This is a genomic window from Camelimonas lactis (assembly GCF_004342915.1).
In the GTDB taxonomy this organism is placed as follows: Bacteria; Pseudomonadota; Alphaproteobacteria; order Rhizobiales; family Beijerinckiaceae; genus Camelimonas; species Camelimonas lactis.
The window spans coordinates 47,076-72,306 of sequence record NZ_SLWL01000009.1; the positions used below are offsets into that span (position 1 = coordinate 47,076).

General features: G+C 65.4%; 37 protein-coding genes. All 37 read left to right on the top strand.

The window, feature by feature from the left end; translation table 11 throughout:
* Nucleotides 1-15 precede the first annotated feature (15 nt).
* The 37 genes from EV666_RS10970 (at nucleotide 16) to EV666_RS11145 (ending at nucleotide 25,228) form a co-directional block, all read left to right on the top strand.
* Nucleotides 16-789 carry an AAA family ATPase gene (locus EV666_RS10970; protein ID WP_245514360.1) on the top strand — a complete coding sequence of 258 codons (774 nt, stop codon included), beginning with the start codon at nucleotides 16-18 and terminating at the stop codon, nucleotides 787-789.
* Nucleotides 789-1,376 (top strand): hypothetical protein, encoded by a 588-nt coding sequence (locus EV666_RS10975; RefSeq protein ID WP_132007515.1) that lies wholly within the window; start codon nucleotides 789-791, stop codon nucleotides 1,374-1,376. The genes EV666_RS10970 and EV666_RS10975 overlap by 1 nt, the downstream gene beginning before the upstream one ends.
* On the top strand, nucleotides 1,373-1,780 hold the full coding sequence (locus tag EV666_RS10980; RefSeq protein ID WP_245514361.1) for a transcriptional regulator: 408 nt from the start codon (nucleotides 1,373-1,375) through the stop codon (nucleotides 1,778-1,780). Before EV666_RS10975 ends, EV666_RS10980 begins: the two co-directional genes overlap by 4 nt.
* On the top strand, nucleotides 1,770-1,982 hold the full coding sequence (locus tag EV666_RS10985; protein ID WP_132007518.1) for a hypothetical protein: 213 nt from the start codon (nucleotides 1,770-1,772) through the stop codon (nucleotides 1,980-1,982). Before EV666_RS10980 ends, EV666_RS10985 begins: the two co-directional genes overlap by 11 nt.
* Nucleotides 1,979-2,251 (top strand): hypothetical protein, encoded by a 273-nt coding sequence (locus tag EV666_RS10990; protein WP_132007521.1) that lies wholly within the window; start codon nucleotides 1,979-1,981, stop codon nucleotides 2,249-2,251. The genes EV666_RS10985 and EV666_RS10990 overlap by 4 nt, the downstream gene beginning before the upstream one ends.
* Before the next feature lie 28 nt (nucleotides 2,252-2,279).
* Nucleotides 2,280-3,155 (top strand): DUF3164 family protein, encoded by an 876-nt coding sequence (locus tag EV666_RS10995; protein WP_342635661.1) that lies wholly within the window; start codon nucleotides 2,280-2,282, stop codon nucleotides 3,153-3,155.
* Nucleotides 3,156-3,166: 11 nt separating this feature from the next.
* Complete coding sequence (locus tag EV666_RS11000; RefSeq protein WP_165909983.1) at nucleotides 3,167-3,832, top strand: DUF7168 domain-containing protein; 666 nt, start codon at nucleotides 3,167-3,169, stop codon at nucleotides 3,830-3,832.
* A gap of 11 nt (nucleotides 3,833-3,843) precedes the next feature.
* Complete coding sequence (locus EV666_RS11005; protein ID WP_132007527.1) at nucleotides 3,844-4,083, top strand: hypothetical protein; 240 nt, start codon at nucleotides 3,844-3,846, stop codon at nucleotides 4,081-4,083.
* Nucleotides 4,080-4,529 (top strand): hypothetical protein, encoded by a 450-nt coding sequence (locus tag EV666_RS11010; RefSeq protein ID WP_132007530.1) that lies wholly within the window; start codon nucleotides 4,080-4,082, stop codon nucleotides 4,527-4,529. The genes EV666_RS11005 and EV666_RS11010 overlap by 4 nt, the downstream gene beginning before the upstream one ends.
* Nucleotides 4,526-4,792 (top strand): DUF2312 domain-containing protein, encoded by a 267-nt coding sequence (locus tag EV666_RS11015; RefSeq protein ID WP_132007533.1) that lies wholly within the window; start codon nucleotides 4,526-4,528, stop codon nucleotides 4,790-4,792. Before EV666_RS11010 ends, EV666_RS11015 begins: the two co-directional genes overlap by 4 nt.
* A complete protein-coding gene (locus tag EV666_RS11020) occupies nucleotides 4,792-5,025 on the top strand; it encodes a hypothetical protein (RefSeq protein ID WP_132007536.1) in 234 nt (77 codons plus the stop codon). Before EV666_RS11015 ends, EV666_RS11020 begins: the two co-directional genes overlap by 1 nt.
* Entirely contained in the window at nucleotides 5,022-5,696 is a 675-nt protein-coding gene (locus EV666_RS11025; protein ID WP_132007539.1) for a hypothetical protein, read from the top strand. The genes EV666_RS11020 and EV666_RS11025 overlap by 4 nt, the downstream gene beginning before the upstream one ends.
* Entirely contained in the window at nucleotides 5,693-5,863 is a 171-nt protein-coding gene (locus EV666_RS18230) for a hypothetical protein (RefSeq protein WP_165909984.1), read from the top strand. Before EV666_RS11025 ends, EV666_RS18230 begins: the two co-directional genes overlap by 4 nt.
* Nucleotides 5,860-6,276 (top strand): gp16 family protein, encoded by a 417-nt coding sequence (locus EV666_RS11030; RefSeq protein WP_132007542.1) that lies wholly within the window; start codon nucleotides 5,860-5,862, stop codon nucleotides 6,274-6,276. Before EV666_RS18230 ends, EV666_RS11030 begins: the two co-directional genes overlap by 4 nt.
* Complete coding sequence (locus tag EV666_RS11035) at nucleotides 6,273-6,500, top strand: hypothetical protein (RefSeq protein WP_132007545.1); 228 nt, start codon at nucleotides 6,273-6,275, stop codon at nucleotides 6,498-6,500. Before EV666_RS11030 ends, EV666_RS11035 begins: the two co-directional genes overlap by 4 nt.
* A 7-nt stretch (nucleotides 6,501-6,507) precedes the next feature.
* Nucleotides 6,508-6,915 carry a helix-turn-helix domain-containing protein gene (locus EV666_RS11040; RefSeq protein WP_132007547.1) on the top strand — a complete coding sequence of 136 codons (408 nt, stop codon included), beginning with the start codon at nucleotides 6,508-6,510 and terminating at the stop codon, nucleotides 6,913-6,915.
* A 127-nt stretch (nucleotides 6,916-7,042) separates the two neighbouring features.
* Nucleotides 7,043-7,810, top strand: coding sequence for a peptidoglycan recognition protein family protein (locus EV666_RS11045; RefSeq protein WP_245514362.1), 768 nt, complete (start codon nucleotides 7,043-7,045; stop codon nucleotides 7,808-7,810).
* Nucleotides 7,810-8,376 (top strand): hypothetical protein, encoded by a 567-nt coding sequence (locus EV666_RS11050; RefSeq protein WP_132007553.1) that lies wholly within the window; start codon nucleotides 7,810-7,812, stop codon nucleotides 8,374-8,376. Before EV666_RS11045 ends, EV666_RS11050 begins: the two co-directional genes overlap by 1 nt.
* A gap of 15 nt (nucleotides 8,377-8,391) precedes the next feature.
* The gene (locus EV666_RS11055) at nucleotides 8,392-8,709 is read left to right on the top strand and encodes a DUF2730 family protein (RefSeq protein WP_132007556.1); all 318 of its coding nucleotides are present in this window, start codon (nucleotides 8,392-8,394) and stop codon (nucleotides 8,707-8,709) included.
* Nucleotides 8,706-9,008, top strand: a complete 303-nt coding sequence (locus EV666_RS11060) for a VpaChn25_0724 family phage protein (RefSeq protein WP_132007559.1) — start codon at nucleotides 8,706-8,708, stop codon at nucleotides 9,006-9,008. Before EV666_RS11055 ends, EV666_RS11060 begins: the two co-directional genes overlap by 4 nt.
* Before the next feature lie 3 nt (nucleotides 9,009-9,011).
* The gene (locus EV666_RS11065) at nucleotides 9,012-9,572 is read left to right on the top strand and encodes a phage protein Gp27 family protein (protein ID WP_132007562.1); all 561 of its coding nucleotides are present in this window, start codon (nucleotides 9,012-9,014) and stop codon (nucleotides 9,570-9,572) included.
* Nucleotides 9,565-11,196 carry a terminase large subunit domain-containing protein gene (locus EV666_RS11070; RefSeq protein ID WP_132007565.1) on the top strand — a complete coding sequence of 544 codons (1,632 nt, stop codon included), beginning with the start codon at nucleotides 9,565-9,567 and terminating at the stop codon, nucleotides 11,194-11,196. The genes EV666_RS11065 and EV666_RS11070 overlap by 8 nt, the downstream gene beginning before the upstream one ends.
* 9 nt (nucleotides 11,197-11,205) lie before the next feature.
* Nucleotides 11,206-12,822 carry a phage portal protein family protein gene (locus EV666_RS11075; RefSeq protein ID WP_132007568.1) on the top strand — a complete coding sequence of 539 codons (1,617 nt, stop codon included), beginning with the start codon at nucleotides 11,206-11,208 and terminating at the stop codon, nucleotides 12,820-12,822.
* A 122-nt stretch (nucleotides 12,823-12,944) separates the two neighbouring features.
* Nucleotides 12,945-14,129 (top strand): phage head morphogenesis protein, encoded by a 1,185-nt coding sequence (locus EV666_RS11080; protein ID WP_132007571.1) that lies wholly within the window; start codon nucleotides 12,945-12,947, stop codon nucleotides 14,127-14,129.
* A 151-nt stretch (nucleotides 14,130-14,280) separates the two neighbouring features.
* Nucleotides 14,281-15,273, top strand: coding sequence for a phage protease (locus EV666_RS11085; protein ID WP_165909985.1), 993 nt, complete (start codon nucleotides 14,281-14,283; stop codon nucleotides 15,271-15,273).
* A gap of 15 nt (nucleotides 15,274-15,288) precedes the next feature.
* Nucleotides 15,289-15,693, top strand: a complete 405-nt coding sequence (locus EV666_RS11090; RefSeq protein ID WP_132007577.1) for a hypothetical protein — start codon at nucleotides 15,289-15,291, stop codon at nucleotides 15,691-15,693.
* Nucleotides 15,694-15,713: 20 nt separating this feature from the next.
* Complete coding sequence (locus EV666_RS11095) at nucleotides 15,714-16,607, top strand: Mu-like prophage major head subunit gpT family protein (protein WP_132007580.1); 894 nt, start codon at nucleotides 15,714-15,716, stop codon at nucleotides 16,605-16,607.
* Nucleotides 16,608-16,675: 68 nt separating this feature from the next.
* Nucleotides 16,676-17,215, top strand: coding sequence for a hypothetical protein (locus EV666_RS11100; protein WP_132007583.1), 540 nt, complete (start codon nucleotides 16,676-16,678; stop codon nucleotides 17,213-17,215).
* A gap of 95 nt (nucleotides 17,216-17,310) precedes the next feature.
* Nucleotides 17,311-17,745 carry a phage protein Gp36 family protein gene (locus EV666_RS11105; RefSeq protein ID WP_132007586.1) on the top strand — a complete coding sequence of 145 codons (435 nt, stop codon included), beginning with the start codon at nucleotides 17,311-17,313 and terminating at the stop codon, nucleotides 17,743-17,745.
* The gene (locus EV666_RS11110; RefSeq protein WP_132007589.1) at nucleotides 17,742-18,224 is read left to right on the top strand and encodes a phage virion morphogenesis protein; all 483 of its coding nucleotides are present in this window, start codon (nucleotides 17,742-17,744) and stop codon (nucleotides 18,222-18,224) included. The genes EV666_RS11105 and EV666_RS11110 overlap by 4 nt, the downstream gene beginning before the upstream one ends.
* A complete protein-coding gene (locus EV666_RS11115) occupies nucleotides 18,221-18,793 on the top strand; it encodes a hypothetical protein (protein ID WP_132007592.1) in 573 nt (190 codons plus the stop codon). Before EV666_RS11110 ends, EV666_RS11115 begins: the two co-directional genes overlap by 4 nt.
* Nucleotides 18,790-19,350, top strand: a complete 561-nt coding sequence (locus EV666_RS11120; protein WP_132007595.1) for a hypothetical protein — start codon at nucleotides 18,790-18,792, stop codon at nucleotides 19,348-19,350. The genes EV666_RS11115 and EV666_RS11120 overlap by 4 nt, the downstream gene beginning before the upstream one ends.
* 9 nt (nucleotides 19,351-19,359) lie before the next feature.
* Nucleotides 19,360-19,560 (top strand): hypothetical protein, encoded by a 201-nt coding sequence (locus EV666_RS11125; protein ID WP_132007598.1) that lies wholly within the window; start codon nucleotides 19,360-19,362, stop codon nucleotides 19,558-19,560.
* A 16-nt stretch (nucleotides 19,561-19,576) separates the two neighbouring features.
* Nucleotides 19,577-19,963 (top strand): GPW/gp25 family protein, encoded by a 387-nt coding sequence (locus EV666_RS11130; protein WP_245514363.1) that lies wholly within the window; start codon nucleotides 19,577-19,579, stop codon nucleotides 19,961-19,963.
* Nucleotides 19,960-20,829: a baseplate J/gp47 family protein gene (locus EV666_RS11135; protein WP_132007604.1), complete on the top strand. Its 870-nt coding sequence runs from the start codon at nucleotides 19,960-19,962 to the stop codon at nucleotides 20,827-20,829. Before EV666_RS11130 ends, EV666_RS11135 begins: the two co-directional genes overlap by 4 nt.
* Entirely contained in the window at nucleotides 20,829-21,944 is a 1,116-nt protein-coding gene (locus EV666_RS11140; RefSeq protein WP_132007607.1) for a phage tail protein, read from the top strand. The genes EV666_RS11135 and EV666_RS11140 overlap by 1 nt, the downstream gene beginning before the upstream one ends.
* An 8-nt stretch (nucleotides 21,945-21,952) precedes the next feature.
* A complete protein-coding gene (locus tag EV666_RS11145; RefSeq protein ID WP_132007610.1) occupies nucleotides 21,953-25,228 on the top strand; it encodes a DUF4815 domain-containing protein in 3,276 nt (1,091 codons plus the stop codon).
* Nucleotides 25,229-25,231 lie beyond the last annotated feature (3 nt).

Sequence of the window (25,231 nt, forward strand, 5' to 3'; positions counted from 1 at the left end):
ACAAGTGAGTGAACCATGTCAGAAACATTGATGCAGCACAAGGGCCTTGAGGGCGGATTTGGCCGCCCTGGCTCACTCGCGCCGCTGAAAAATGTGGCGGCCATGATGAAGCTGGTTAATCGCCTGATGGATCGCGGCGCCCATATGCCGGGATTTGGCGTGATGCACGGGTATTCTGGGTACGGCAAAACCTACGCTGCCATCTTCGCGCAGAACAAGACGCGCGGTCCGCGTGTTGAAGTCGGCGACAGCTGGACCAAGAAAACGTTGGTGCGGGCGATCCTGCGCGAGCTTGGGGTGCGGGAACCGCGCGGCACCGTCGCCGACATGACCGAGCAGCTGATTTGCCGCCTCGCAGAGCCTGACCATCCGCCGCTGTTTATCGACGAGGCGGACAAGCTTGTCGACAAGGGCATGATCGAGCTTGTTCGTGAGATTCAGGAAGGATCGCAGGTTCCGATCATTCTGATCGGCGAAGAAATGCTGCCGCAAAAACTGGAGCGAATTGAGCGGGTCCACAACCGCGTGCTGGATTGGGCCACAGCCCAGCCATGCGATACCGACGACACCGCCAAGCTGTTCCGCCTGTTTTGCCCTGGGCTGACAGTCAGCGCGGATCTGCTGGAGCGCATCCGGCGTGTTTCCGAAGGTCGCGCACGACGTATCGTCTCGAACTGCAGCCGCATGGCTGAGTATTCCCGTCTCAGCGGGGTCACTGACCTGAACATCGACAATTATGCCGGCGAATTGTTCACCGGGAAGTCCCCTTCGCGAAAGGCGGTGGCGTGATGACCGGAAACAGAGCATACAACGCCGCATTTTACTGGCGCGTTATGGTGGCGCTGAATGACGAATACGGTCACTTCTCGACGCCTGTACTGGCGGCTGTTTTCGAGGAACGCCATCGCAAGACCCTTGAAAGGTACGCGGAAAACTTGCTCGCGGTGGGCGCTATCGAGCTGGTGGCCATCCCCAGAACCGGCGCGAAAGGATCGCGCAATGCCTATCGCATCGTGCATGCTGGCGAGGCCCCACCTGTCGTCGGGCGCATAGGAGTTGGCCGAAAGCAGCAGGCGCTTTGGACAGCAATGCGAAATCTCCCGGCGTTCTCGCCGCTGGAGTTATCGGTGACGGCGTCCACTGACGATATTGCTGTCACCCGTGAACTTGCGTCGTCGTACATCCGCGACCTGCTTCGCGCTGGCTACCTGGCGGAATTGTCTGGGGCGCGGTCCCCGTCAAATCGCTTGCAGACCGTCTACCGATTGCTCCCGAGACGTAACACCGGCCCGCGCGCTCCGATCGTGCTCCGGCAGGAGCAGGCATGTTTCGACGTTAACCTTATGCGAACGGTCAAGAAAGGGGGCGCAGCATGAACCGCGGACCTGTGCCTGGGACCATCAACCAGGCTGACCCACTGACCAGAGCACAAACGGCCTGGGGCGCCGACATCCCGGATGAAGTCGTGACACTGGCGGAAGCATGCACGTCGCAGTCTGCCAACTCGGTCGCAAAGCGCATCGGCTACTCGAATGCGGTCGTGAGCACGATCCTCGGCAACAAGTATCGGGGCGACGTCGCCAAGGTGTTTGCGGCCATCCGTGGCGCGCTCATGGGCGAAACGGTCTTGTGCCCGATCCTCGACGAGATCGGCCGCGACCGCTGTCTGTCTGAGCAGAAGCGGCCGTTCGAGGCAACCAACAGCACGCGCGCCCGGCTCTATCACGCCTGCAAGCGGTGTGAGCACCGCGTGCAACGGGAGGTCACCGATGCGTCATGACCAGACCTATCTCGTTGTCTGTTTCGTAATCTCCGCCGCCGGCGGTGTCGCGCTCGGGATCGTCGTGGCTGACTGGCGATTTACCGTATTCGCCACGCTCATATTCGCCGCACCGCTGGGCGCCACCGCCATCCAGGGCGCCCGCCTCATCCGCACCAATGCCGTTATGCCCCGGCGCCGCCGGAAGGGAGGTCGCTCATGAGCAAGGTTGTTCTCTCTGACGCGATGTACATGTTCTTCGAGTATTTCGCCGGTTTCGACGGCCAGGAAGTCACTCTTACCAAGGATGACGTCATCGGACTTACTTCGGCTTTCGGCGAAATGGCCGATTACGCCCTTGAGCTTGAAACGGCCGCTGCCTCCGCCCGTGCGTCTTCGGCGCGCGCCGCACTTGCCGCCTCTGCCATCACCATCGGCGGCAACATCATCATGTTCCCGATCATGCCGCGCCAACCGCTGCCTGCCGCCTGATTTAACGCCCATTTTTGAGGACTAAACCATGAACGCAACTGGCTTTGAAACCCGCGCCCATCTGACCGGTCGCATTGCAGCGCTCGAAAACGCGCTGAAGGAGAACCGGAAGCACATCGTCAACGAAATCGACGCGCTACTCGAAGCGTGCGACGAGCTTGAGGATGGCACCCCACTCCTCGAAACCATGGGCGATGCTTCGCGCCTTGCCTACGACGAGGCTACGGCTGATCTGAAAGCGATCGACGCTTTGCTGGCCGCCGGGCAATCCGATGCGAAAAGAGACGGCGTGTATGAGGTCGGCGGCCAAGAGTATATGCGCGACGCCAAGGGCAACCTGATCCCGGTTGCCACCATCAAGCCGCAGCACCTCCTGCAAGACGAGATGGTCCGCAAGATCATCAATTATGCGTCTGAGCAGTCGGAACAGGTGCGGCGCTTCCTTGGTCATGTCTTCGCTGACTTGAACGCCCTGCAGACGTTGCTTGAACAGGAGTACGCCGCTCCGAAAGGCGGAGCCAAAGGCAATGTCACTTTTCAAAGCTTCGACGGCCTGAAGAAGGTTCAGGTGCAGATCGCCGATGTTCTTGACTTTGGACCGGAGCTGCAGCCCGCCAAGGCCCTGATCGACGAGTGCCTGATGGAGTGGGGCGCAGAAAGCCGGCCGGAACTGCGGGCCATCATCAACACGGTGTTCAGCGTTGACAAGGAAGGCCAGATCAACCGCTCTGGGTTGTTTCAGCTGCTGCACATGGAAGTTGATGATTACCGCTGGAAGCGCGCCATGGACGCGCTGCGCGACGCCATCCGCATCGTCGGCGCCAAGCGGTATGTGCGCTTCTATCGGCGCCCGGAGACCGGCGCAGCATGGGAGCCGATCGTCATCGATCTGGCCCGGGCCTGAGGGGGGCGGCAATGTCAGATATCCATCGGAAGATCGCCGCCCTGCTGGCGAAAACGACCGGAAACGGCTGCACAGAAGCGGAGGCCATGGCAGCGGCTGAGGCGGCCGCGCGGCTGATGCACGAGCATGGCCTGTCCCGTGACGATATCGAAATGGTATCCGCTACAGCAGCGGGCGCCACACGACGTTCGACATGGCGTGATCGTCTCGCGACGGTCATTGCCCACTGCACCAATACGGCGGCCATTGTGCACCCGCACCACATCGAGTTTTTTGGCGCAACGCCGGGGCCGGAGATTGCCGCTTACCTGCGCGACATCTGTATTCGCGCGGTGGAACGGGAAGTAAAGCAGTTTCAGGCCAGTGAATTTTACCGCCGTCGCCGAACCACCAAAACCCGGCATCACGCTACGACCGATTTCATCAGGGGCATGGTTGATCGTTTGGAGAACCGGCTGTGGCAGGCATTCGGGGACGTCCGTGACACGGATCGGTTGGCCCTTGCCGGGGCAGCACTGGAACGTAAGTACAGTGGGCGTTTTTCCGACAGAAAGGCTCCCCCGGCAAAGCAGGTGAGATTCGAGCGCGCCGCAGACGCCGGCTACATGGCTGGCGGCAACGTCCCGCTGAACCATGGCGTCGACGGTGGCTCTGCCCCGTCCGGCCTTCTGACGTGAGGGAGACTGACATGGCGCAAGAAGACATCGCGGACTTGGCCAATATGTCGGGACTGTTGTTTGCCGCCAGCGGCGCAATCAAAATCCTCGGCAAGATGGCCCATGTAGACATGGAACGCGCAACTGCCACCCTCACCAGCAAAATTACCGGCGAAGAGCGTCAGATAACGCTGGCGGAGCTTGCCTCAGTGCTCGCGGCGGCGAGCGACAAACTTGGATCCGAAGCGACCAGAAGAAAGAGCCTCCAATGACTGGTGACGCGAAGAAAGCTCAATTCGACAATGAGCAGACCAGTACGCTTGCGAAGCTACGTTTTGCGTCCACCTGGGCGGTGCTGGCCATGAATAATCTGGCCGCTTACGAACGCCAGACCGGGCGGGCGGTGACCGATGACCAGATTGTCGGCTACGTCAGCGCCGGCAAAGCGGAGGGCATGTACATCCTCGCCGGCGACGTGCGGCTGCTGGCGGACGCGGTCCGCGCGGCGACGCCATCTGCCGATACCTTCGCGGGGACTGTCGACACCGACACCGAACTGCAGGCAGCTGCCAGGGAAGCCGGCTGGGCGCTCCAGGAGCTGATCAACGAGATCGACTCCCGCAAACGGCCTCAGGTGGACGGGATCATCACACGGCTTGGGCTTGCGCTGGAGGCGCTACCTGCCGCGCAGAAACCCACCGGAGATCAGCAATCATGAGCAATCCAGCGATGGCGGGCGTCGCCGATAGCGGTGTTGCCGCAGACGAACTGAAACAGTTCATCGAACGTCTTGAGCGTCTCGAAGAAGAGAAAGCCGGCATTGCGGGCGACATCAAGGAGGTGTTCGCCGAACTGAAGGGACGCGGCTTCGACGCCCTGGCAGTGCGCAGGATCCTCACCATCCGCAAGAAGGACTTTGCAGAACGGCAGGAAGAAGACGCCGTCCTTGAACTGTATCTGCAGGCGCTGGGAATGGCGTGATGTCGAGCGCCGAGGAGCTCGCCCGCCTGCGCACGGAATACACCCATCTTCTGATGCTGGCGATCGCCGCCAGCACCTATCTCGCGCAGGCGATGATCTATCCGGAGCTCCCTCCGAAAGACATGCGCCGCAAGGCCAAGGCCGGCGGCGCAGTCATCCCTTACGACAAGCTCCCGGCGGACGTGATCCTTGATATCCACGCCACCGCGAAACGCTCGGGATTTCGTCCATGAAGCACGTTCGCCCCAACCTTGCGGTCGTTGCCCGTCGCACGGAGCCGCCGGATTCGCTCGATTATTTCCCGACGCCGCCATGGGCGACGCGCGCCTTCGTGCGTCATGTGTTCCTGCCGCTGCTCGGAGCGCAGCCGCATAATCACGTGATGGAGCCTGCTTGTGGCGAGGGCCACATGGCTGCTGTGCTTTCTGAAGCTTTTGACACTGTCTCCGCCAGCGACATCTTCCCTTACGGCTATGGGGCCGTCGTTGACTTCCTGGCGCCAGACGGCCCGGAATCGGATTGGGTCGTGACCAACCCGCCCTTCAACGCCGGCGTCCGGTTCTGCCGGACCGCGCTGGAGCGGACGCGCATCGGTTGCGTCATGCTGGTCCGGACACAGTGGCTGCACACCGACGATCGCTTCTTCCTGTTCCAGGACTTCCCGCCCTATCTGCTGGCCTATCCGGTCGAGCGCATCCCGATGCACAAGGGGCGCTGGGAGCCGAAAGGATCAACGGCCACGGATTACGTGTGGGTTTGCTGGCGGCACGGCCATGACCCGCGCCCGCCTGTCTGGATCCCGCCGGGCCAGCGCAAGGCGCTTAGCCGGCCAGACGACGCTGTCCGTTTCGGCGCGCTGCAGCCCGCGCCACTTCTTGAAATCATGAAGGGAGCGCAGGCATGATCCAGGCACTTGCTTCGGGGTTCGCCAATTTTGTTGTCGGCGTGGGAGCCTTGACGATGATTGCCGGCGCGATCGGCATCACAGGTCGCATTATTGACTGGGCGCTTGACGCCCGGATCTACCGCCGCCTGTTCCAGAGAACCCGCGCCAACGGAGGTGAGTCATGAGCCATCCCGCCATGCTCGCCAAGCTTCACATCGCCCGCAAAGAACTGGGCCTGCAGGAAGGCGAATACCGCGCGCTGCTGGCGCGGATCACCGGCTCTGACAGCGCCAAAGGTCTCAGCGACGTGCAACTGGATAAGGTGCTCACCGAATTGAAACGCCTTGGCTGGAAGCCGAAGCCGTCGCGGCGGCCGGCGTCTCACCGCGCCGATGTGCGCAAGGTCTATGCGCTTTGGGGCGCTCTGGCCAAGGCGGGCAAGATCGCGAGCCCCGATCCTTCCGGTTTGCGCAATTGGACAAACCGCCAGTTCGCGGTGTCAGCGCCGGAGTTTCTCTCTGCGGATCAAACCCGCGCCGCCATCGAGCAACTGAAGGCCTGGCAGCGCCGGCCGGTCAGCGTCGGAGAGCGGGCATGATCCGGGTCTCCGATCATGCGTTGCTGCGGTTCCTGGAGCGTACCGGGGCCGCAGAAGTGGAAGCACTGCGATCAGTCCTGGCGCAATCACTCCAGCGCGCCCATAATACTGCCACCCGGATCAGCGAGGGCGAGTATTACGTGGTGGCGGACGGCCTCCGCTATGTGATCCGCAACAATACTCTTGTGACCGTGCTTTACGAGCACGCCCCGACCTCAACATAGGCGCGACATGACCAACGACAGCTGGCCAGACCTGCCCGCCGTGCTGGCGGAAATCGCAGAAGTTGCGGGGCTCGAAGCAGCCATGACCATCGCCGATGAAAAGGCCGGTCAGGAGGTTTTTATCTGCGCGAACCTCCGCCCTGGTAACTGGCTGGTCCGTTGCGTTGGCATCGAGAAAGCGGAGCTCATCAGCCGGCACATGGCCGGGCGCGGCCGCGTGAAGGTCCACATCCCGATCTTTGGCAATGGCTCCTACGTGTCGGAGCGCAAGCGCCGGGCCCGGGTGATGGCGGAGACGCTGGAGCGCGGCGGATCGGTCAACGAGATTGCCCGGCGCGCCGGGGTGACCAACCGGTCGGCCTACAGGTTCAAGGCCAGACACAATGGCGATCCTGATCAGGGATCGCTGTTCTGACCACCAAAGCCCCTGACGCGCGTCAGGGGCTTTTTTGTGCGCCGATCAACGAAATTTGCGGGGAACGACAAGTTCTCTCGCGACCCGCCAGCTGATGTCAAGCCGGTCGCCGACAGGAGCGACCGATGTGACGAACCGCGAAATCCAGCAGGCGCTCGCAACCCTCGGTTATTACAAGGGCGCGATTGACGGCGTCATAGGCCCAATCTCCCGCGAAGCCATCCGCGCATATCAGTACGCTACCGGAATCACCGTCGATGGCATTGCCGGACCCGTCACACAGTCCCTTCTGCGACGTGAGATCGAAGCCCGCGCGCCGCGTCCAGCCGATGATGATTTGCGGCCGCCCGTGTTCCGCGAGCTCAAGTCGGAATGGCTCCCTGACGCCGTCATGAAGGGCGTCATCGTCCACTGGACGGCTGGCACAAACAGCTTTTCTGACGCCGACAACGAGCACTACCACTTTGCGATCGATGGCGAGTCGAAGGTGCATCGTTGCCGACATGCCATCTCGGCGAACGACGCGCGCGGCCGCGCCCCTGACTACGCGGCGCACACCCTCAACTGCAACACGGGTTGGATCGGCGTTGCCCTGTGCGGAATGCGCCAGGCAGTTGAACAGCCGTTTAACGCCGGTCCAAGCCCCATCCGCCTTGTCCAGTGGACGGCGCTGGGCGTCGTCGTGGCCGAGCTCTGCCATCGTTACAGCATCGCCGTCACGCCGCGCACTGTCCTCAGCCATGCCGAGGTGCAACCGACGCTGGGCATCCAGCAGCGCGGCAAGTGGGACATCTCCCGGCTCCCCTGGGACCCGTCCGTCAGATCGGCGCGCGCCGTGGGCGACCTGTTGCGCGCTGACGTCGCCGTTCACCTCAACAACCTTCGGAGTGCTTGATGCCGTCTCTTTCTTTCCGTGGAGGCTGCGACCGCCTCATGGCCAGTCATGGCTTTACGGTGTTTCTGTATCTGGCGGCCTTTGTCGTCGCGATTGCGGCCGCACTGGTCGTCGCCTGGACCGGCGTCACGATCTCAGCCACCGTTGCCGCCGCCGCCACGCCGGCCGTGGTGGGTGACGGCATTGTCACCATCCCGTGGGGCGACTGGCTGGCGAGCATGCTGGAGCCGCTTGGCGCGCTGGCCATCGCCATCGTAATGTGGATGCTCCGGCGATTACCAGCGTCGATCTACCTGTATCTGCAGATGGCGCGGGCGGAGCAGCTCGTGCAGCGCGCGGTTGACTACGCCCTGTCGGCCACGGCCGGCGCCACACAGGGCAAGTCACTCGACATCAGGGTGACGTCCCAAGTGCTTGAGGCGGCGGCCGAGTATGCCGTGGCGCACGCGCCGGGGCTGGTCAAAACGCTCGGCGGCACAGACCTCCTGAAGCAAAAGGTGCTCGCCCGCCTCGATGTCGCCGAGGACGTATCCGCCGAAGGGCTGCGCCAGATCCGGGCGTTCTGACAGGAGCGCACCGGCATGGAGCCTCACCACTACATGCTCGCCGCCAACGTGGTCATCTCGTTGGCGGCGCTCCTGCACTCGATCTATTCGCGCCGCTCCGCCGCCACGGCGGAGTGGGCCGCGAAGATGGAGGCGTCCCATGCCGCCCTGCAAACGCGCCTGACCATGGTCGAAGGCGAAATTCGCCACTTTCCGACCAGCGGTCAGGTTAACGACATCCGTCTGAAGCTCTCCGACATGGGCGGCGAGTTGAAGGTGCTGTCAGAGCGTACCGCGCCGCTCGTCGCGGCCATCAACCGCGTCCAGAACTTTCTCACGGGGACAGGGGAATGAGCTTCGCCGCAATGATTGAAGAGGAAGCCCGGCTGATCATCCTGCGCACGCTCGCGGACCAGCCGGACAACCGCCTGAACAGCTCGCTGCTTCGCGACGATCTTGCCAATCGCTGGGCTATCAACAAGTCCCGTGACTGGGTCCATCTGCAGATCGACCAGCTGGCCGAGATGGGCGCCGTGAAAGCGACGCGCATTGAGACCGTCGTGATTGCCGAACTGACCACACGCGGCCTTGATCACGTCGAGCGTCGCGCAGTGATCCCCGGCGTCAAGAAGCCTAGCCCGGCGGCGGTGTGAACCATGTCGCGCGGCCGGCTCTCCTCTCTCGACCTGATCCCTGATGAGGGTCAGGACGATATCGTCTGGGCGATGGCGGAGCTCAACCAGCGCCAGCGAACCCAGGCGGACATCCTGTTTGAGCTCAATGACCGGCTCGCGGTCAAAGGGATCGAGCCGCTCTCCAGATCGGCGTTTAACCGCGCTTCGATGCGCGCCGCCAACGCCGCGCGCCGGATCTCGGAATCGCGCGCCCTATTCGAGGGGATCGCGCCGCAGTTCACGCCGGAGAAAGTCGACGAAACCAACGTCGTCATCGGCGAGTTGATCAAGATCCTGATCACCGAAATGCTCGATGCGGACGCCTCGACCTTCAGTCCAAAAGGCGCTGCCGAGCTGGCCAGCGCCTACGTGCGCGCCATCCAGGGCCAGACGATATCGGCCGATCGCAAGCGCAAGCTGGAAGACGAGTTCCGGCGGAAAGCCGCAGCCGCCGTCGACAAGCTGTCGAACGTGAAGGGCATCACCCAGGAGACCCGCGAAATGTTCATGCGCGACCTGCTGGGAGTGCGCGGCGATGGCTGATGTTATCGCCGTCGACCGGCCGACGCGGGATCAATGGGTCGAACTGCGCCGCGCAGAGGGCCGCGCCACCTCCGCCAACTGGCGCGAAACGCCGGCGCTGCTGGAGTACCAGCGCGAGATCGCGGCGCAGTGCCAGATCCACGACGTCGTTTTCGTGGAGAAATCCCGCCGCACCGGCGCCACCTGGGGCGCGGCGGCCGACGCCGTGCTGCGCTCGGCCAGCGCGCGCGGCGAAGGCGGCATGGATACGCTGTACATGGGCACCTCCCATGACATGGCCAAAGAGTTCATCGACGCGGCGGCCGGCTGGGCCCGGCTGCTGGAGCATGCCTGTTCGGAGGTCGGCGAGACCCTGTTCGACGACGGTTCCGACGAGGGGATCAAGGCCCTGAAGATCGACTTCGCGTCCGGCTATTCGATCGTCGCCTTGTCATCCAAACCGCGCTCGCTGCGCGGCCGTCAGGGCTTCGCGATTCTTGACGAGGCAGCCTTCGTCGACAGCTTGGCCGAGCTGCTCAAGGCGGCGCTGGCGTTTTTGATGTGGGGCGGCAAGGTGCTGGTGATTTCGACGCACAACGGCGTCGACAATCCGTTTAACCAGACGATCGTGGACATCCGCGCCGGCCGGGCCAAGTACGGCCTGATCCGCTTCGACCTGGACGAAGCGCTGCGCCAGGGCCTGTTCGAACGCATGTGCATGGTCAATGCGCACAAGCATGGCGAATGGACGCCGGAGAAAGAGGCGGACTGGCGCGATAAGTTGATCAACGACTATCGCGACGCCGCCGACGAGGAGCTCTATTGCATCCCGTCGCAGGGCTCCGGCGCATGGTTGCCGGCTCCGCTGATCGAGGCGCGTATGGTGGCCGCGCCGATGCTGCGCCTGTCGTTCCCTGAAAGCTTCTCGATGCTGCCAGAGGCGCAGCGGCGCGGCGAGGTCGATCGCTGGATCGAAACCGAACTGATCCCGGTCATGGAGGCGACGCTCGATCGCAACCTGATGAGCGGCTTCGGCATGGACGTCGGCCGCAAGCGCGACCTGACCGTGATGTGCCCGATGCAGATCACCCGCATGATGCGTCGCGTGGTCCCCTTCATGGTGGAGCTGGAGCGCGTGCCGTTCCAGCAGCAGGAGCAGATCCGCGACGCCCTGGTGTCACGCCTGCCGCGTTTCATTGGCGGCCGGACCGACGCCACCGGCATCGGCGCGTCCCTGGCCGAGACCGGCGCGCAGAAATTCGGCCACGTCATGGTCGAGGTGAAATTCTCGACCGAGTGGTATCGCACCGAAATGCCGCCGCTGAAGGCGGCGTTCGAAGACGATGCGATCTCGGTTCCCCGGGACGCCGAAGTCGCCGCGGATCTGCGCGCCTTCAAGGTGGTGCGCGGTATCGCCACGCTTCCGGACCTGCGGGTCAAGACGTCGACCGGCGGCGTCCGCCACGGCGACGCCGGCGTTGCCATCGCCCTGGCCTATTCGGCGTGCCGCCAGCCGTTTCAGCAGTACGAATACACCCCGGCGGCGCCGGCAGTGCGAGATCCCGGCCGGGTTGGCTGGCGCCAGGAGTGGGCCTTCGATCGTGACGAAATGATGCCGTCCCGGCGCGGCGATGGCCTGTGGTGAGGATGGATCATGGCTGATAACTATTCCCCGATCCTCGGTCCGGACGGCCAGCGGATCCGCAAACAGGCGCTGACCCGCACCGAGGCGGACCCGGCCGTCACCGGCATCGCGCACACCTTTGACGAGACGATCGCCTCCGGCCTGACGCCGGGCGCGCTGGCGCGGACACTGCGCGCCGCCGCCATGGGCGACATGCACGATTTTCTCACGCTCGCCGAGGAGATGGAGGAGCGCGAGCTCCACTACCGCTATGTGCTGGAGACGAGAAAGAACGGCGTCACCTCGCTCGACGTCCGCGTCGATCCGGCCTCAGATGACGGCCGCGATGTGGAGATTGCCGACTTCGTCCGTGGGGATATCGTCGAGACGCCCCAGTTCCAGACGCTGCAGGACATGCTTGCCGATGGTCTCGCCAAGGGATTTTCAGCCGTCGAGATCGAATGGGACATCGGCGCCCGATGGTTGCCGCGTGAGTATGTCTGGCGCGACCCGCGCCTTTTCCAGTTTGACCGCGCCACCCGCAAGGAGCTGCGCCTGCGTGTGCGTGGCGAGCCGGACGGACGGCCGCTGACGTGGCTCAAATGGCTTGTGCACGTGCCCCTGCTGAAGATGGGCATTCCGGCGCGCAACGGCCTCGCCCGCGTCGCCGTCTGGGCCTTCATGTTCAAATCGTTTTCGCTGCGGGACTGGGCGCAGTTTCTGGAGGTTTACGGCCACCCGCTGCGCGTCGGCAAATTCGGTCCCGGCGCCAGCGAGGAGGACAAGAGGGTGTTGCTCCGGGCTGTGCGCCAGCTGGGCCGCGACGCCGGCGCCATGATCCCCGAGAGCATGACCATCGACCTGCTGGAGCCGAAGGGTTTCAGCGACCGCCCGTTCGAAGGTCACGCCAAGTTTTTTGATGAGCAGACGTCAAAGCTTATCATCGGCAAGCCTGGCGACGGCGTGGCGTCGTCCCGCGCCGGCGAGGAGGTGCTGGACAAGGTCCGCATTGACATCAAGCGGTCCGACGCCCGGGACATGATGCTGACGCTCAACCAGCAGCTGATCCGGCCGGTCATCGACATCAACTTCGGGCCGCAGAAAAAATACCCGAAGGTCCATCTGCCCGTGCCAGACCGCAAAGATCTGGCCGTCTGGTCCGACGCCGTGGCGAAGATGGTGGATCGCGGCCTGGAAGTCGAACAAAGCCAGGTGTTCGATGCCTTCGGGCTCAAGGAGCCGGCCGAGGGCGCGAAGCTCCTGAGCATCACCACCAGCCGGGGCGCCGATGCGCCGCGCCCGCCGCCACAGACGCCGGCCGAGCGCGCCGCCGCGCTGGCGGCGATGCCCTACCGGCTGGACCCGCGTGCTTGCCAAATGTGCGGCCCGGCGCGGCTGGCGGCGGACGGCGACGGTGACGAGGACGAGGTGGACCGTCTCGTCCAGGAGTTTGCGGGCCAGTGGCAGGAAGACATGGAGCCGGTGTTCGCCGCGATCCGCGCCGCCTCCGAACAGGCGTCCAGCTACGAGGAATTTCTGGCGGCGCTGGACAGCCTCGCAGCCGACCTGCCGATGGATCGCCTGGCCTATCATCTCGGCGCAACGCAGCTGATCGGCCGCATTCGCGGCGAGGCAGGCCAGGATTGACCACAGGATCAAAATTAAACGGGTTTCTAACGCCGTCTGCCGGGGGGCGCGTCACGACGCGACCGGAACTGGCCCGGTGGCTTTCAGGCCGCCTGGCGGCGCTATAAGGCGGGGCGGACAGGATGGCCGACGAACTGTTCAAAACCCCTCCGAAAGAGGTGGTCGACTATTTCGACCGCCGTGCGTCGCGCCCCTCCGCGCGCTGGGATGAGCTGGCGCCGCGCGAGCACGCCCTGGCGTTTACGGCCGCACGCACCGCCGGCTTTGACGTCATCGACGATCTGCGCGCAGCGACCCGCGCCGCCGTGGTCGATCGCATCCCGTTTGAAGAGTTTCGCCGGCAGCTGGAGCCGTCGCTGCGAGCCAAAGGCTGGTGGGGTCGCCAGGAGGTTGTGGAACCGCGCACCGGCGAGGTCGGCCGGGTCATGCTGGGATCGCCCGGCCGCCTGCAGCTGATCTACGACGCCAACATCCGGTCGGCCGAGGCGGCCGGCGACTGGATCCGCATCCAGCGTGTCAAGGATGTGCTGCCCTATCTGGAGTACATGACCTCGACGGCGGAGCGAAAGCGGCCGTTGCACCTGACGTGGGTCGGCACGACGCTGCCCGTCGACGACAGCTGGTGGGCGACGCACTATCCACCCAACGGCTGGCGCTGCCAGTGCCGGGTGCGATCGCGGGCGGCGCCGCGCGAGGACGCCAGCACCAGGCGGCCGCCGCTGGATCTGCGCACCGTGGTCAACAAGGCGACGGGCGAAAAGCGCCAGGTCCCCGCCGGCATTGATCCGGGCTGGGAGCACAACCCGGGCATGGTGCGCGAGCAGATGACCGGCAAGCGCCTCGCCGAGCGTCTGGACCGCATGTCGACGCCGGCGCGCGCCGAAGCCGTCAAGCGCCTGCGCAAGGATCCGGTGCATGATTTCGTGGTGCGCAACGAGGCCGGGTTTGATCCGGCGCGACCGCGCGATCCGGACCAGCAGGATCTGGGGCGGTTGCGCTGGCCCGTGGCGACGCTACCCGACCGCATGGCGGCGCAGCTCGGCACGGACAGCCGCACCGTGTCCCTTACAGTCGCGGACGCGGCGAAGATCGCAACCAAGCACGGCCTGACGCCGGCGCAGTTCGGGGAGCTCGATGCGCTGCTGGAGACGCCGGAGCGCGTCGAGATCGGCGACAACGGCAAGCTGATGGTCGAGGGACGCATCGCCGGCAAGCTGCGCCGCGCCATCATCAAGCTGACGACCCTCGGCGAGCTGCTGCTCAACAGCTACCATTTTCGGCAGGATGGGAGAAAAAGGGGGGATTAGCGGTCGGAGGGAGGCCGGTCCCTCGCGTCATATAGACGGCTTAGCGTGGCTCGACCGCTGCAGCCATGATAACACAATATCTGCCCTCACTGAAATGCCCCTGACACGCGTCAGGGGCTTTTGCGTTTATGGGCCCAGGCATGGTGTGGCCATGAGCAAATCCCGCCCCATCATTGCCTGCCTCTCTTCGTCCGGCGTCTCCATGGGCGCCGTGGCGTTTGAGGTTGCGCTTGCCGCCGCCGGCGACGGTGAGGCGGTGCTGCCCGAGTGGATACAGCTGACGCCGCGCGGCCGGGTCAACACGCGCGATGGACGCGCCTTTGCCTTTGATCCCGAGCGCCTGGTCAACGCCTGGCAGGGTGACGTCGTCAAACGCCTGTCGATCGATTTCGAGCATGAGGGCGAATACGTTCAGACGCTTGGCTCCAGACCGGCCCGGGCGTGGATCATTGAGCTCGCGGCGCGACCTGAAGGCCTGTTTGGCAAGATCGAGTGGGGCGATGACGGAGCCTCGGCTCTGCGCGCCAGGCACTACCGCTACATCTCTCCGACCATCTGGCTCGATCCTGACGGTGTCGGAGCGCGGCAGATCAAGGGCGCATCCCTGGTCAAGTCCCCGGCGCTGGGCATGCCGGCGCTGGCATCCACCCAACCCCCGGAGCAAACCATGAATGCACTTGCGCTGCTGGCAGCGCTTGGCCTCGCGCCGACTGCAACCGAAGCCGAGGCCCTAGCCGCCATCTCCGCCCAGCGTGTCGACCTGACCCAGTATGTCCCCAAGGCGCAGCATGACCAGACGGTCGCCGCGCTGGGCGCTGCGCAGGCGGACATTGCCCAACGCGACGCGGATGCGCTGACGGCGCGCTGCACGGCGCTGGTTGATGGAGCCATCAAGGATGGCCGCCTCGTCCCGGCGGCGCGGGAACAGTATCTGGCGCTCGCAAGCGCCAGTTACGACGCCACCAAGGCCGCAATTGAGGCCATGCCGGTGATCGCGCCCAAGACCAGCGGCGAAGGCCAGGCGGGCGATCCGGATCCGGCGCAGCTCGGCGGCCAGCTCACCGACGCCGAGCGCGCCGTTGCCCGCAACATGGGCCTTTCCGTAGAGGCCTACCTCGCGGCGCGCGGCGCCAGCGCGGCCTGATCAGGAGGCATTTAAATGCCGTTGAACGCCCCCCGAGACACCATTGAGCGCGGCCGCGATCTGCTGGTGCTGCGTGTCGCCGCCGGCGCGAAGATCCACGCGGGCGCACTGGTCGCGCTCAACGCGGCCGGCTTTGCAGTTCCTGGCGCGCTGTCCGCGACGCTGAAAGCTGCCGGCCGGGCCGAGGCCAGCATCGACAACACCGGCGGCGCCGATGGCGCTGTCAGCGTGACTGTAAAGCGTGGCGCGTTCCGCTTCAGCAATCATGGCGCTGATGCTGTCGATCAGAGCAGCATCCTTGACGATTGCTACATCGTCGATGACGCGACGGTGGCCAAAACCCACGCCGCCGACACCCGTTCTCGCGCCGGCAAGGTGCTCGATGTGGACGTCACCGGCGTCTGGGTCGAGATCGTCTGACGCGCAGCAAGGATCCCGACATGGACATCACATCGAGCAATCTGCGGATCCTGACGACGGGGTTCCAGGCGAACTTTGCGGCAGGCCTCGGGGCTGTTGCGCCCATGTGGCAGCGCTTTGCCACCCGCGTGCCCTCCACCACGTCCGACGAACTGTATCCCTGGCTCAACCAGATCCCGGGCATGCGCAAGTGGGTCGGTGAGCGGCAGCTGAACAACGTCAAAACGGACGCCTATCGCCTCATCAACGAGGACTGGGAAGACACGGTCGTTGTTGGCCGCAACGCAATCGAAGACGACAAATACGGCGTCTTCGCCCCGCTGATGGGCATGCTGGGCGATGCGGCCGGGCGTCAGCCCGACGAACTGATCTTCGGCCTGATCCCGAAGGGCTTCACCACAAACTGCTTCGACGGCCAGTTTTTCTTCGACACCGACCATCCGGTGATCGCGGCTGACGGCACGATGACCACCGTGTCGAACATGCAGGCTGGCGCCGGAAACCCGTGGTTCCTGCTCGACACCACAAAGAGCCTCAAGCCGTTCATCTTCCAGGACCGCAAGGCCCCAAGGTTCGATGCGCTCGACAACCCTGATGATCCGAATGTGTTCATGCGCAAGGAGTTCATCTACGGCGCCGACGCACGGAACACGGGCGGTTTTGGCTTCTGGCAAACGGCGTTTGGCTCAAAGGCGGCGCTTGATGCGGCGAACTTCGGCGCAGCGTTCACGGCCATGACATCTTTGAGGCGGGACTACGGCGCGCCACTGGCTATCACGCCGGATGTCTTGCTGGTTGGCCCGAGCAACCGTGCGGCGGGCGAAGCCATCGTCAAGAAGGCCAACCTCGCTGGCGGCGAATCCAATCTGGACTACGGCCGCGTGGAACTCGTCGTCGCCCCCTGGCTGATCTGACGCCGGCCTGTCACGCCGCCTGACCTGACACGCCCGGGCTCGCGCCCGGGCTGCAACCGGAGAATCCCATGGCCGCGAAAGCCCCCCGCAATGACGCAAAAACCAAAGCGCCGGCTGACGCGCCGGTGGCAGCGCCGGATGAATCCACCGCAACGGCCGGTGAAGCGTCAACCACCGAAACCGGCTCCAGTCCAGCCGGAGAAGCCGTAAGCCAGGAAGCCGTTGCGGCAGCTGGCGGCGAAACTGCTGTGGTGGGCCCGGCCGCGAGCGAAGGCCCGCAGGATGCTGGCGACGATGCGGCGGAGGATGAAGGTTCCGGGCGCCCCCAGCTGACGGGCGCCACTCTGTTTCTCGACAGCCATCGTCACCTGCTATCCGACGTCTCCTTCACGGTTCCGGAGCTGCGGGAGCTGGCGCGCTATCCGGAACCCGCACCGGTGTGCAGCGTCGCTGCGCCGAACGGTCCCCGCTGGCGCGCCGGCATGCAGTTCGGACCGGAGGCGGTCAACGTTTCCCGCGCCGAGCTCGGCGCGGATCCGGACGCCACGCTGAAGAGCCTGCAGGCCGACCCGCATCTGCGTGTAGGGCCGCCCATCGGCACCGAATAACCCCCAGCGAAGGGGCCCCGGCTTCGGCCGGTTAGGGCGGCGCGGCTCCGGCGGCGCCGTCCTGGACAAGCCCATCCCATTCAGGAGCGCGCGCCGTGCCTTACGCCACCAGATCAGACATCGAGCAGATCTACGGCGCGCGCCATGTCGAGACGCTGCTGCCCCTGGACGTCGACGCGGACGTCGCCATCGCGCGCGCCATCGCCGCCGCCGAAGCGATGATCAATCCCTATCTGCGCAAGCGCTACCTCGTCCCGCTGCCCGTCATCCCCGGCATCGTCCAGCAGTGCGCCATCGACATCGCCTGCTGGCAGCTGGCGCCGGCCGCCGATCGCATGTCCGAGGAGATCGAGAAGCGCGCGAAACTGCGGCTGGATTTTCTGAAAGACGTCGCGGCAGGCAAGGCCGACATCGAGGAGCTTGAGGGCTATCCGGCGAACGGCGACGGGAGCGGCAGCATCCAGTCCGCTTCCGGCGCTGCATTTTTCGTCGAGGATCGGCGCTACCCGCCGGGCGGAGGCCTGCTATGAGCGGCGTCACCATCCACGTCAACGTCGTCGGCATCGACAGCGTCGAGGCGGCGCTGTCGCGGCTCAATCCGCTGCAGACCGGCACGTTGCTGGAGTCGCTGGCGCGCCTCATCCGCGAGCAGACCGTCGACCGGCTCACGTCCGGCGGCCCGGCGCCGGACGGATCGGCCTGGAAGCCGAACCTCGAAGGTCGCACGCCGATCCTGCATCGCAGCGGCGCACTGGCGCGGTCGATCGACTACACCGTCTCCGGAATGCAGGCGATCGTCGGTTCCGGCCTGATCTATGCGCGCATCCACCAGCAGGGCGGCGTCATCACGCCGAAATCCGCGAGACGCCTGGCGTTCACCGTCGGCGGCAAGCCCGTGTTCGTCCGCAAGGTAACCATGCCGGCGCGCCCTTACCTCGGCCTCAGCGGCTCTGACCGCGCCGAGCTGGTGGACGCGGCCGTTGGCTACATCCGGAGGCTGTTCGGATGAGCCGGGTCGCAGAACTGCTCACCGCCGTCGCCGGCGTCCTGCGGGCGCTCTCCGATCAGGGCGCCCGGGTATTCACGGAGGTCCGCGCCGAACTCGACCGCTACGACCTCAGCGACCTGCTCAAGGATTCGACGCGGGCGCCGACCGCGCGCGTCTGTCTTCTGCGCGCCAAGCCGGTGCGCGGCGCCGATGGCCGCATCGGCTTTGACGTGTCTGTCGGCATCATCGTCGTCGCCCGCCGCGAAGGCCGGGCCAATCCGGAGTTTTCGTCTGCCGACCTGGCTGCGCTGCGGCTGATCGACCTTTGCTCGACGGCGCTGATGCTCAACCCGAATGTAAGCCTGGGGCAGATCAGCGACGTCGATCCCGGCGACGCCCTGGTGGCCATGTCTGAGCAGTCCAATGACCGCGGAATGGCGATCGCCCTCCAGGAGGCGAAATGGCGTCTGCATGACGTTTACCAGCCGCGCCCGGCGGCGGCCGCCGCCGTTGCCCTCAACCCCTCCAGCGGCCAGCCCCACACCGTGATCATCAACGGTGTCGCATATCCGGTCGGGAGCCAGCCATGAACCTGTGGGACGAGGTCCGCGAGCTGCGCAAGCTTGTCGCCGCCCTGGAGCGCAAGGTGGCGACGATGTTCCTGACGGGCACCGTCGACAAGACGGAAGGCAGCAAGGGCCGCGTGCTCTTCGACGATCAGGGCGCGGATGGCCAGCCCTTCCGCTCGCCATTGCTGTCGCAGGCCACGCCGTCCGGACAGAAAGGCGGCGGCACATCCACCTTTCGCAAGCTGGGCCAGGGCGAGCCGGTTGTTGTCATCTCCCCAGGGGGCGAGCTCGGCGAGCATTCGCGGATCCTTCCCTGGGGGCCGGTGAAAGAGCACCCATCGCCAGGCAAGGCGGAGGAAGACGGCGAGGTCCACACGATCGGCCCCCTGAAGCTCCGCGTTGTCGGCGATGTCGCCGAGCTGCTCGCCGGCACGCTCAAAATCACGGCCAACGTCACCATCACCGGCAATCTCGAAAACACCGGAGCCCTGAAAAACAACGATGTCGACGTCGGTTCGACCCATGTCCACCCCGGCGTCATGCGCGGCGGCGCGAATACCGACCCGCCGAAGAAGTGAGGAGCAACTATGTCCGCAATCGAACGCAAACCCTACAAGGTCACCGACAAGGCGGGCTTCTGGGTCGCCGGTCAGAAAATCCCGACCGACAAGGGAGAGGACGACCTCCCGAAGCCCCGCGTCGGCTATGTGCTGCACCTGACCGCAGACGAGGCCAAACACGAGCTGGCTGCCGGCGTCATCGAGCCGGACGCCCCCGCCGGGGCCTGATGTCATGCGGGTGGGGATGAACAGACATACGGGCGGGCGGATCACCGGCTGGGACCACTGCGTCCAGTGCATTGAGGTGATCCTGCTGACCCGCGTGGGCTGGCGCGTCATGCGCCGGCACTTTGGCTCGCTTGTCCCCGAGCTGCAGGATCGCAACGCCACGCCGATGACGATCATGCAGACCTATGCGGCCATTGCCGAGGCGCTGCGCCGCTGGGAGCCGGGCTTCCGCCTGCAGACGATCCAGCTGACGCGCGGCGGGGCCGATGGCGTGTTCGTTTTCGAGATGAGCGGCCTGTTCTTCCCGCGCGGCCACCTGGGCGATTATTCGGTTTCCGAGGCGAAATCTCTCGCCCTGGGCGCCAATGACAATAACAGCGGCGTCAGGGTGGTTGCGACATGAGCATCGCTGGCTTCGACATTTCGACATTGCCGCCGCCCCAGACGATCGAGGAGCTCGACGCCGAAGCAATCCTCGCCGAGATCGCGGCCGACGCTATCGCGCGCGCCGACGCCAATGGCGTAAATCTGCGCGGGATCATCACCCATGAGGCCGAGCCGCTTCGTTACCTCTCCGAGTCGTACGCGGCGCGGGAAACCCGGCTGCGAGCGCGGATCAACGACACATATCGCGCCAACCTCATCCTGTTCGCCAGGGGCAGTGACCTCGATCATCAGGCGGCGTTTTATGACAGCGTGCGCTTGCCTGGCGAGGGTGACGATCGCTTCCGCTGGCGGATCATCCTCGCCATTCAGGGGCGCTCCACCGGCGGCACCGCGCCCCGCTACAAGTCGGTGGTCCTGGCGACATCGCTGCGCGTTGCCGACGCCATTGTGTGGCGGGTTGGTTTGAGCCCGCTGATCCGCATCGCGGTCTATGCCGCCGATAATGGCGGCGTCGCCGACGCGGCGTTGTTGCAGCTGGTGCACGAGGCCGTGCATGCCCCCGACGTGATCATGGTCAATGACACCATTGAGGTCATCCCGGCCGTCTTCACGGTGCGCGATATCCACGCCCGCCTGTGGCTGCTGCCCGACACCTCGGCCGCCATCGGCGACGCAGCGGCAACCCTGCTGCGCAACGCCTGGGATCGCGAGACTGGCCTCGGATTTGACCTGACCCGCTCGTGGATCAACGGTCGCCTGATGGCCTTGGGCGGCCTGCATTCGGTCGAGGTGATCACCCCGGCCGCCGACATCGAAGCTCCCGAGGAACAGGCGATCTCGCTGGGCCAGATCCAGATCGAGATCGCTGGTCGGAGGCGCTGATGCACAGCCTCCTTCCGCCCGAGATTTCCACGCCGATCGACCTGGCGCTTGAGCAGGCTTTAAGGCCCGATAAACAGCCCCTTGAAGATGCGATTACGCGCCTGCGCGGCGTCAAGCTGATCAACCAGCCGCCGTCGCTGTTGCCGTGGCTGGTGCTGGATTACGGCCTTAGCGAGCTCACGCCTTACGTCCCCAACCTCTATGACCTGATCGAGCAGGGGCCGCGCTGGCAGCGTCTGCGGGGCACGCCCGCGGCAGTCGCCATGGGCCTTGGCTGGGTCGGATACGCGGCCGCCATCGAGCATTTCCCGTGGTACCGGGCGCACTGGAACTGGAACCATCTGGCGCTCACGCGCGTGCGGGATAGCGAGGCAGATCTGCCGGCGATCGAAGGCATCACCCAGCTATCGCTGCCGTTGCGCTCCGTGATGTGGCGCGGGTTTTCCGGCTACGACGTCCGCGCGATGGAATACAGCCGCCACCGCTGGTCGCAGAGCCGCTACAGCAGCCACTCCGGGGTCCGTATCGGCGGCCAGGCCAAGTGGTCGTTCGGCCGGCGCTATGAATCGGATCACACCCTGACCGACGCGGAACTGCAGGCGCTGGGCGTCTGGCTGGCGCCGGTCGACGATGAGCCGCTGACGTGGAGCGACGTGCCGTGGGGCGATGTGCCGTGGACGTCCAGCGCCATCGTCGCCCGATCGGTCGCCATGCTTGATGCGCTGCGTCCCCAGATGGACGCCGCGCCGGGCTGGGCCGTGTTTCGGGACGCCGCCGGCGACATCATCGGCTATCGCCGCCTGCGCGCCCGGCATGCCGTGGCGCCGGCAATGACCGGCCCATACCGGATTGGCGGCACGCCCTACGCCCTGCAGGCGTCGCAGGCGACCCAGATCTATGTCGAGGCCATGACCGACTTCGGCGACGGCGACGGGCAGACCGCCGCCACTGTCGCTTTCGTTCTCGCTGCCACTCCGCTTGCTCCGCACAAGCCCGGCGCGCCCTGGCTCCCGGCCGGCGCCATCGCCGCCGCGCCGGAGGTTGGCTCACAGCCCGTCAATATCCCCTTTGGCCGGACCGTGCGTGAGCGCGTCTGCGCCATCCTGCGTTTCTGAGGTTGAGCATGGCTTACGAGCATCCGTCAGGCATCCCCGGGGCATACAGCCGGGCGGCGGCGCGGCCCAGCGACACGGCCGTGGTGTTTGCCGAGGGCGAGTTTGCCCAGGCCACGGATCACAACGACGCTCACGCCATCCAGCGCCAGCGCACCCAGCGTGTTGGCAACATGGTCGCCAAGGATGGCGACCGGCTGTCGGGCGCTGACATCCAGATCACACTCGCCGTTGCCGGAGATCCGCCGGTGCTGGTGGAGCCGATGCGCGGCGACCTCGCCTTGGCGGCCGGTCGCATCTATGTCGCCGGCGACGTGCGGGACGTCGCTGCAGCAACGTTTGTGGATGTGGCGCTGGCTGGCGAAATCACGGTCGGCGTGCGGCTGGTGCGGGACATCGTGACGGCCGCCGATGATCCGTCCCTTCTCGGCCTGCACCCGGGCACAGAGGCCGAGGGTGAAATCGGCTCCGCCCGCGAAGTGGAACATATCGCTTGGGCGCTGCCTGGTGACGGTCAGCCGGGGGAATATTATCCGGTCTACACCGTTCTGCATGGTGCGGTGATCGACCAGACGCCGCCGCCGGCGCTGTCCGGCGTCCTCAACACCATCGCGCTCTACGATCGCGACGTGAACGGCAACTACATCGTCGACGGCTGTCAGGTGCTGGCGCTGGGCAATACCGGGGCTGGTCAGGCGTTTTCGATCGCAGCCGGCACCGCCAACATCCAGGGGCATAAGCGCATCCGCGAGGCGGGGATCCGGCATACCGAGCCGGAGACACCGGATCTGGAGGCCATCACCGCCGAGCCGCATGTGTTCGGCGGGCCAGATGGCGGCGAGGCCATTATCACCGTGTCGCGCCCGCCGATCGCCGCCGTGGGACAGGTTGTGCTGGTGAGACGGGCCACCGCCACGGTGACGCGGGGCGTCATCGCTGGCGGCGCCGATGCCCTGCCGCATGCCGCCGTGGTCGAGATCGAGAGCGTCAAACAGGGCGCGACCACCTATGTCGCCGGCACGGACTATCTGCTGGTCGCCGACAGTGTCTCCTGGTCGCCAGCCGGCGCGGAGCCAGTGGGATCGTCAACCTACAGCGTCACCTATCTCTACAACGCCCTCGTCGCGCCGACCGAGGTCACCGCGAGCACGGTCAAGGTGGCCGGCGGCGTCAATGGCCGGGCGGCGCTGGTCTCCTACACCAGCAAGATGCCGCGCATCGATATCCTGTGTCTCGACGCATCGGGGCGGCCTGTCTACGTCAAGGGCATTCCGGCCCGCCAGGGCGGCCTCGCGCCCCAGCCGCCGGCGACGCTGCTCAAGCTGGCTGAAATCACCAATAACTGGGTGTCGACGCCGACCGTCAGGAGCAACGGCACGCGCTCCCTCAGCCAGGACATGCTGAACCGCATTGCCAACAAGCTGCTCGACGTCATCGATACCTTCGACCGGTCCGAAGCCCAGCGCGATATCCAGAGCCGCGCCGGCGTCGCCACGCGCGGCATCTTCACCGACATGTTCGTGGACGATTTCTATCGGGACCAGGGCGAGCCGCAGACGGCCGCGATCAATCGCGGTGTGCTGATGCTGGCGATCGACAGCGTGCTGGTGGCGCGGGCCGGCAGCGCAACCGAAACCCTGCCGTGGACGCCGGAAGTCGTGATCCGCCAGGACAAGGCCACCTCGGCCATGCGGATCAACCCGTACGACAACTACGCGATCATGCCCGGCGCGCTGCGCCTGGAGCCGCCGACCGACTACTGGACCGAGAGCGTCACCCAGTGGACGTCGCCGGTGACCATGGAGTTTAGCGCGGCGCCCAACCAGCCTCCGGGCTCCACCGGCTTTGATGAGGTGGCCTCTCGCAACCAGACGGCGGCGCAGGTCATGCGCCAGATCAACGTCACCGCCACCATTGACGGCTTCGCGGCAGGCGAAAACCTCAAGACGCTGACCATGGACGGCGTCGACATAAAGCCGCCGGGTGTGCAGACGGCCGACGCCAACGGCCGCATCGTCGTGACGTACCAGATCCCGGCCGGCATGCCGGTGGGCCGCCGGCTGGTGCGGGCTGAAGGCATGGCTGACAGCTACGCGGAGGCAATCTATGTCGGCGAAGGCATCATCGACACCACGGTGATGCGTCGCGTCACCCTGGTGGCGCAGGCTGCGCCGATCCCGGTCATCAACGTCATCAACAACACCACGGTGATCAACAACATCACCGAGGTCATCAACGTGACGCAGCCTGTGGTCGCTCCGTTCCCGTTCGGGATCGACCCGCTCGCCTGCAGTTTCACGCTTGTTGAGGCGCGCTGCCTGGTTGGCGTCCGGCTCAAGGCCGATGCGGTCGGGGATCCGAACAAGCCGGTCCGCATTCAATTGGCGACCGTTGAGAACGGCTGGCCGACCAACGTGGTGTTGGCGGATACGCTCGTCTCGATGATCGGCGTTGCGCCGGGCGACGTCATCACTGCCTGGTTCGCCGCGCCAGTATTTGTGGCGGCAGGCCGTGAGTATTGCTGGGTGGCGCTGACGACCGATTCCGAGCACGCCATATCCATCGCCCGTCTTGGCGAGGTCGACGCCGCGACCCAGCAGCGCGTCGCCTCCCAGCCGTATACCGTCGGCGTTCTGTTCTCGTCGGCCAACCGTCAGACATGGACAGTGCACCAGGATGCAGATCCGTGGTTCGAACTGCTGGCGGCGAAGTTCACCGCGACCAGCAGGACAATTGATCTGTGGGAGGGTGACCTCGACCAGGTGTCGGATCTGCTGGTGCGTGGAGCGATCGAGATCCCGACAGCCGACGCCGGTTGCCGCTACGAGCTGGTGCGCGCCAACGGCGACGTTATCCCGCTCGCGCCCGGCCAGACGTGGGAAGCCCGAGAATACGTCACTGAGCACGTCAAGTTGCGGGCGGTGCTCACGGGAAACGAACGGATTTCGCCGGTGCTGTATCCCGGCACCGCCATCATTGGCGGCCGCATCCGCGCATCTGGCGACTACGTCTCCCGTCTGTTCGCGATGGGCAACCCTGTCCAGGTGCGCGGCGTCATGTCCACACTATTGCCAGCTGGCTCGTCCCTGACCGTCGAGGTCGACAACGGCGCCGGCGTCTGGTCCCCGCTCGATCCTGATGGCGGCGAGGTGCTGGGCGGGGGCTGGTCCGACGCCCTGTATCGCCGCGCCGCCCACACCGCCGCGCAGGGCCGCATCCGTCTGACGCTCACCGGCGGCCCCGCCGCACGTCCATCTGTCGCCCGCCTGCGGGCCGCGTCTATCTGAGGG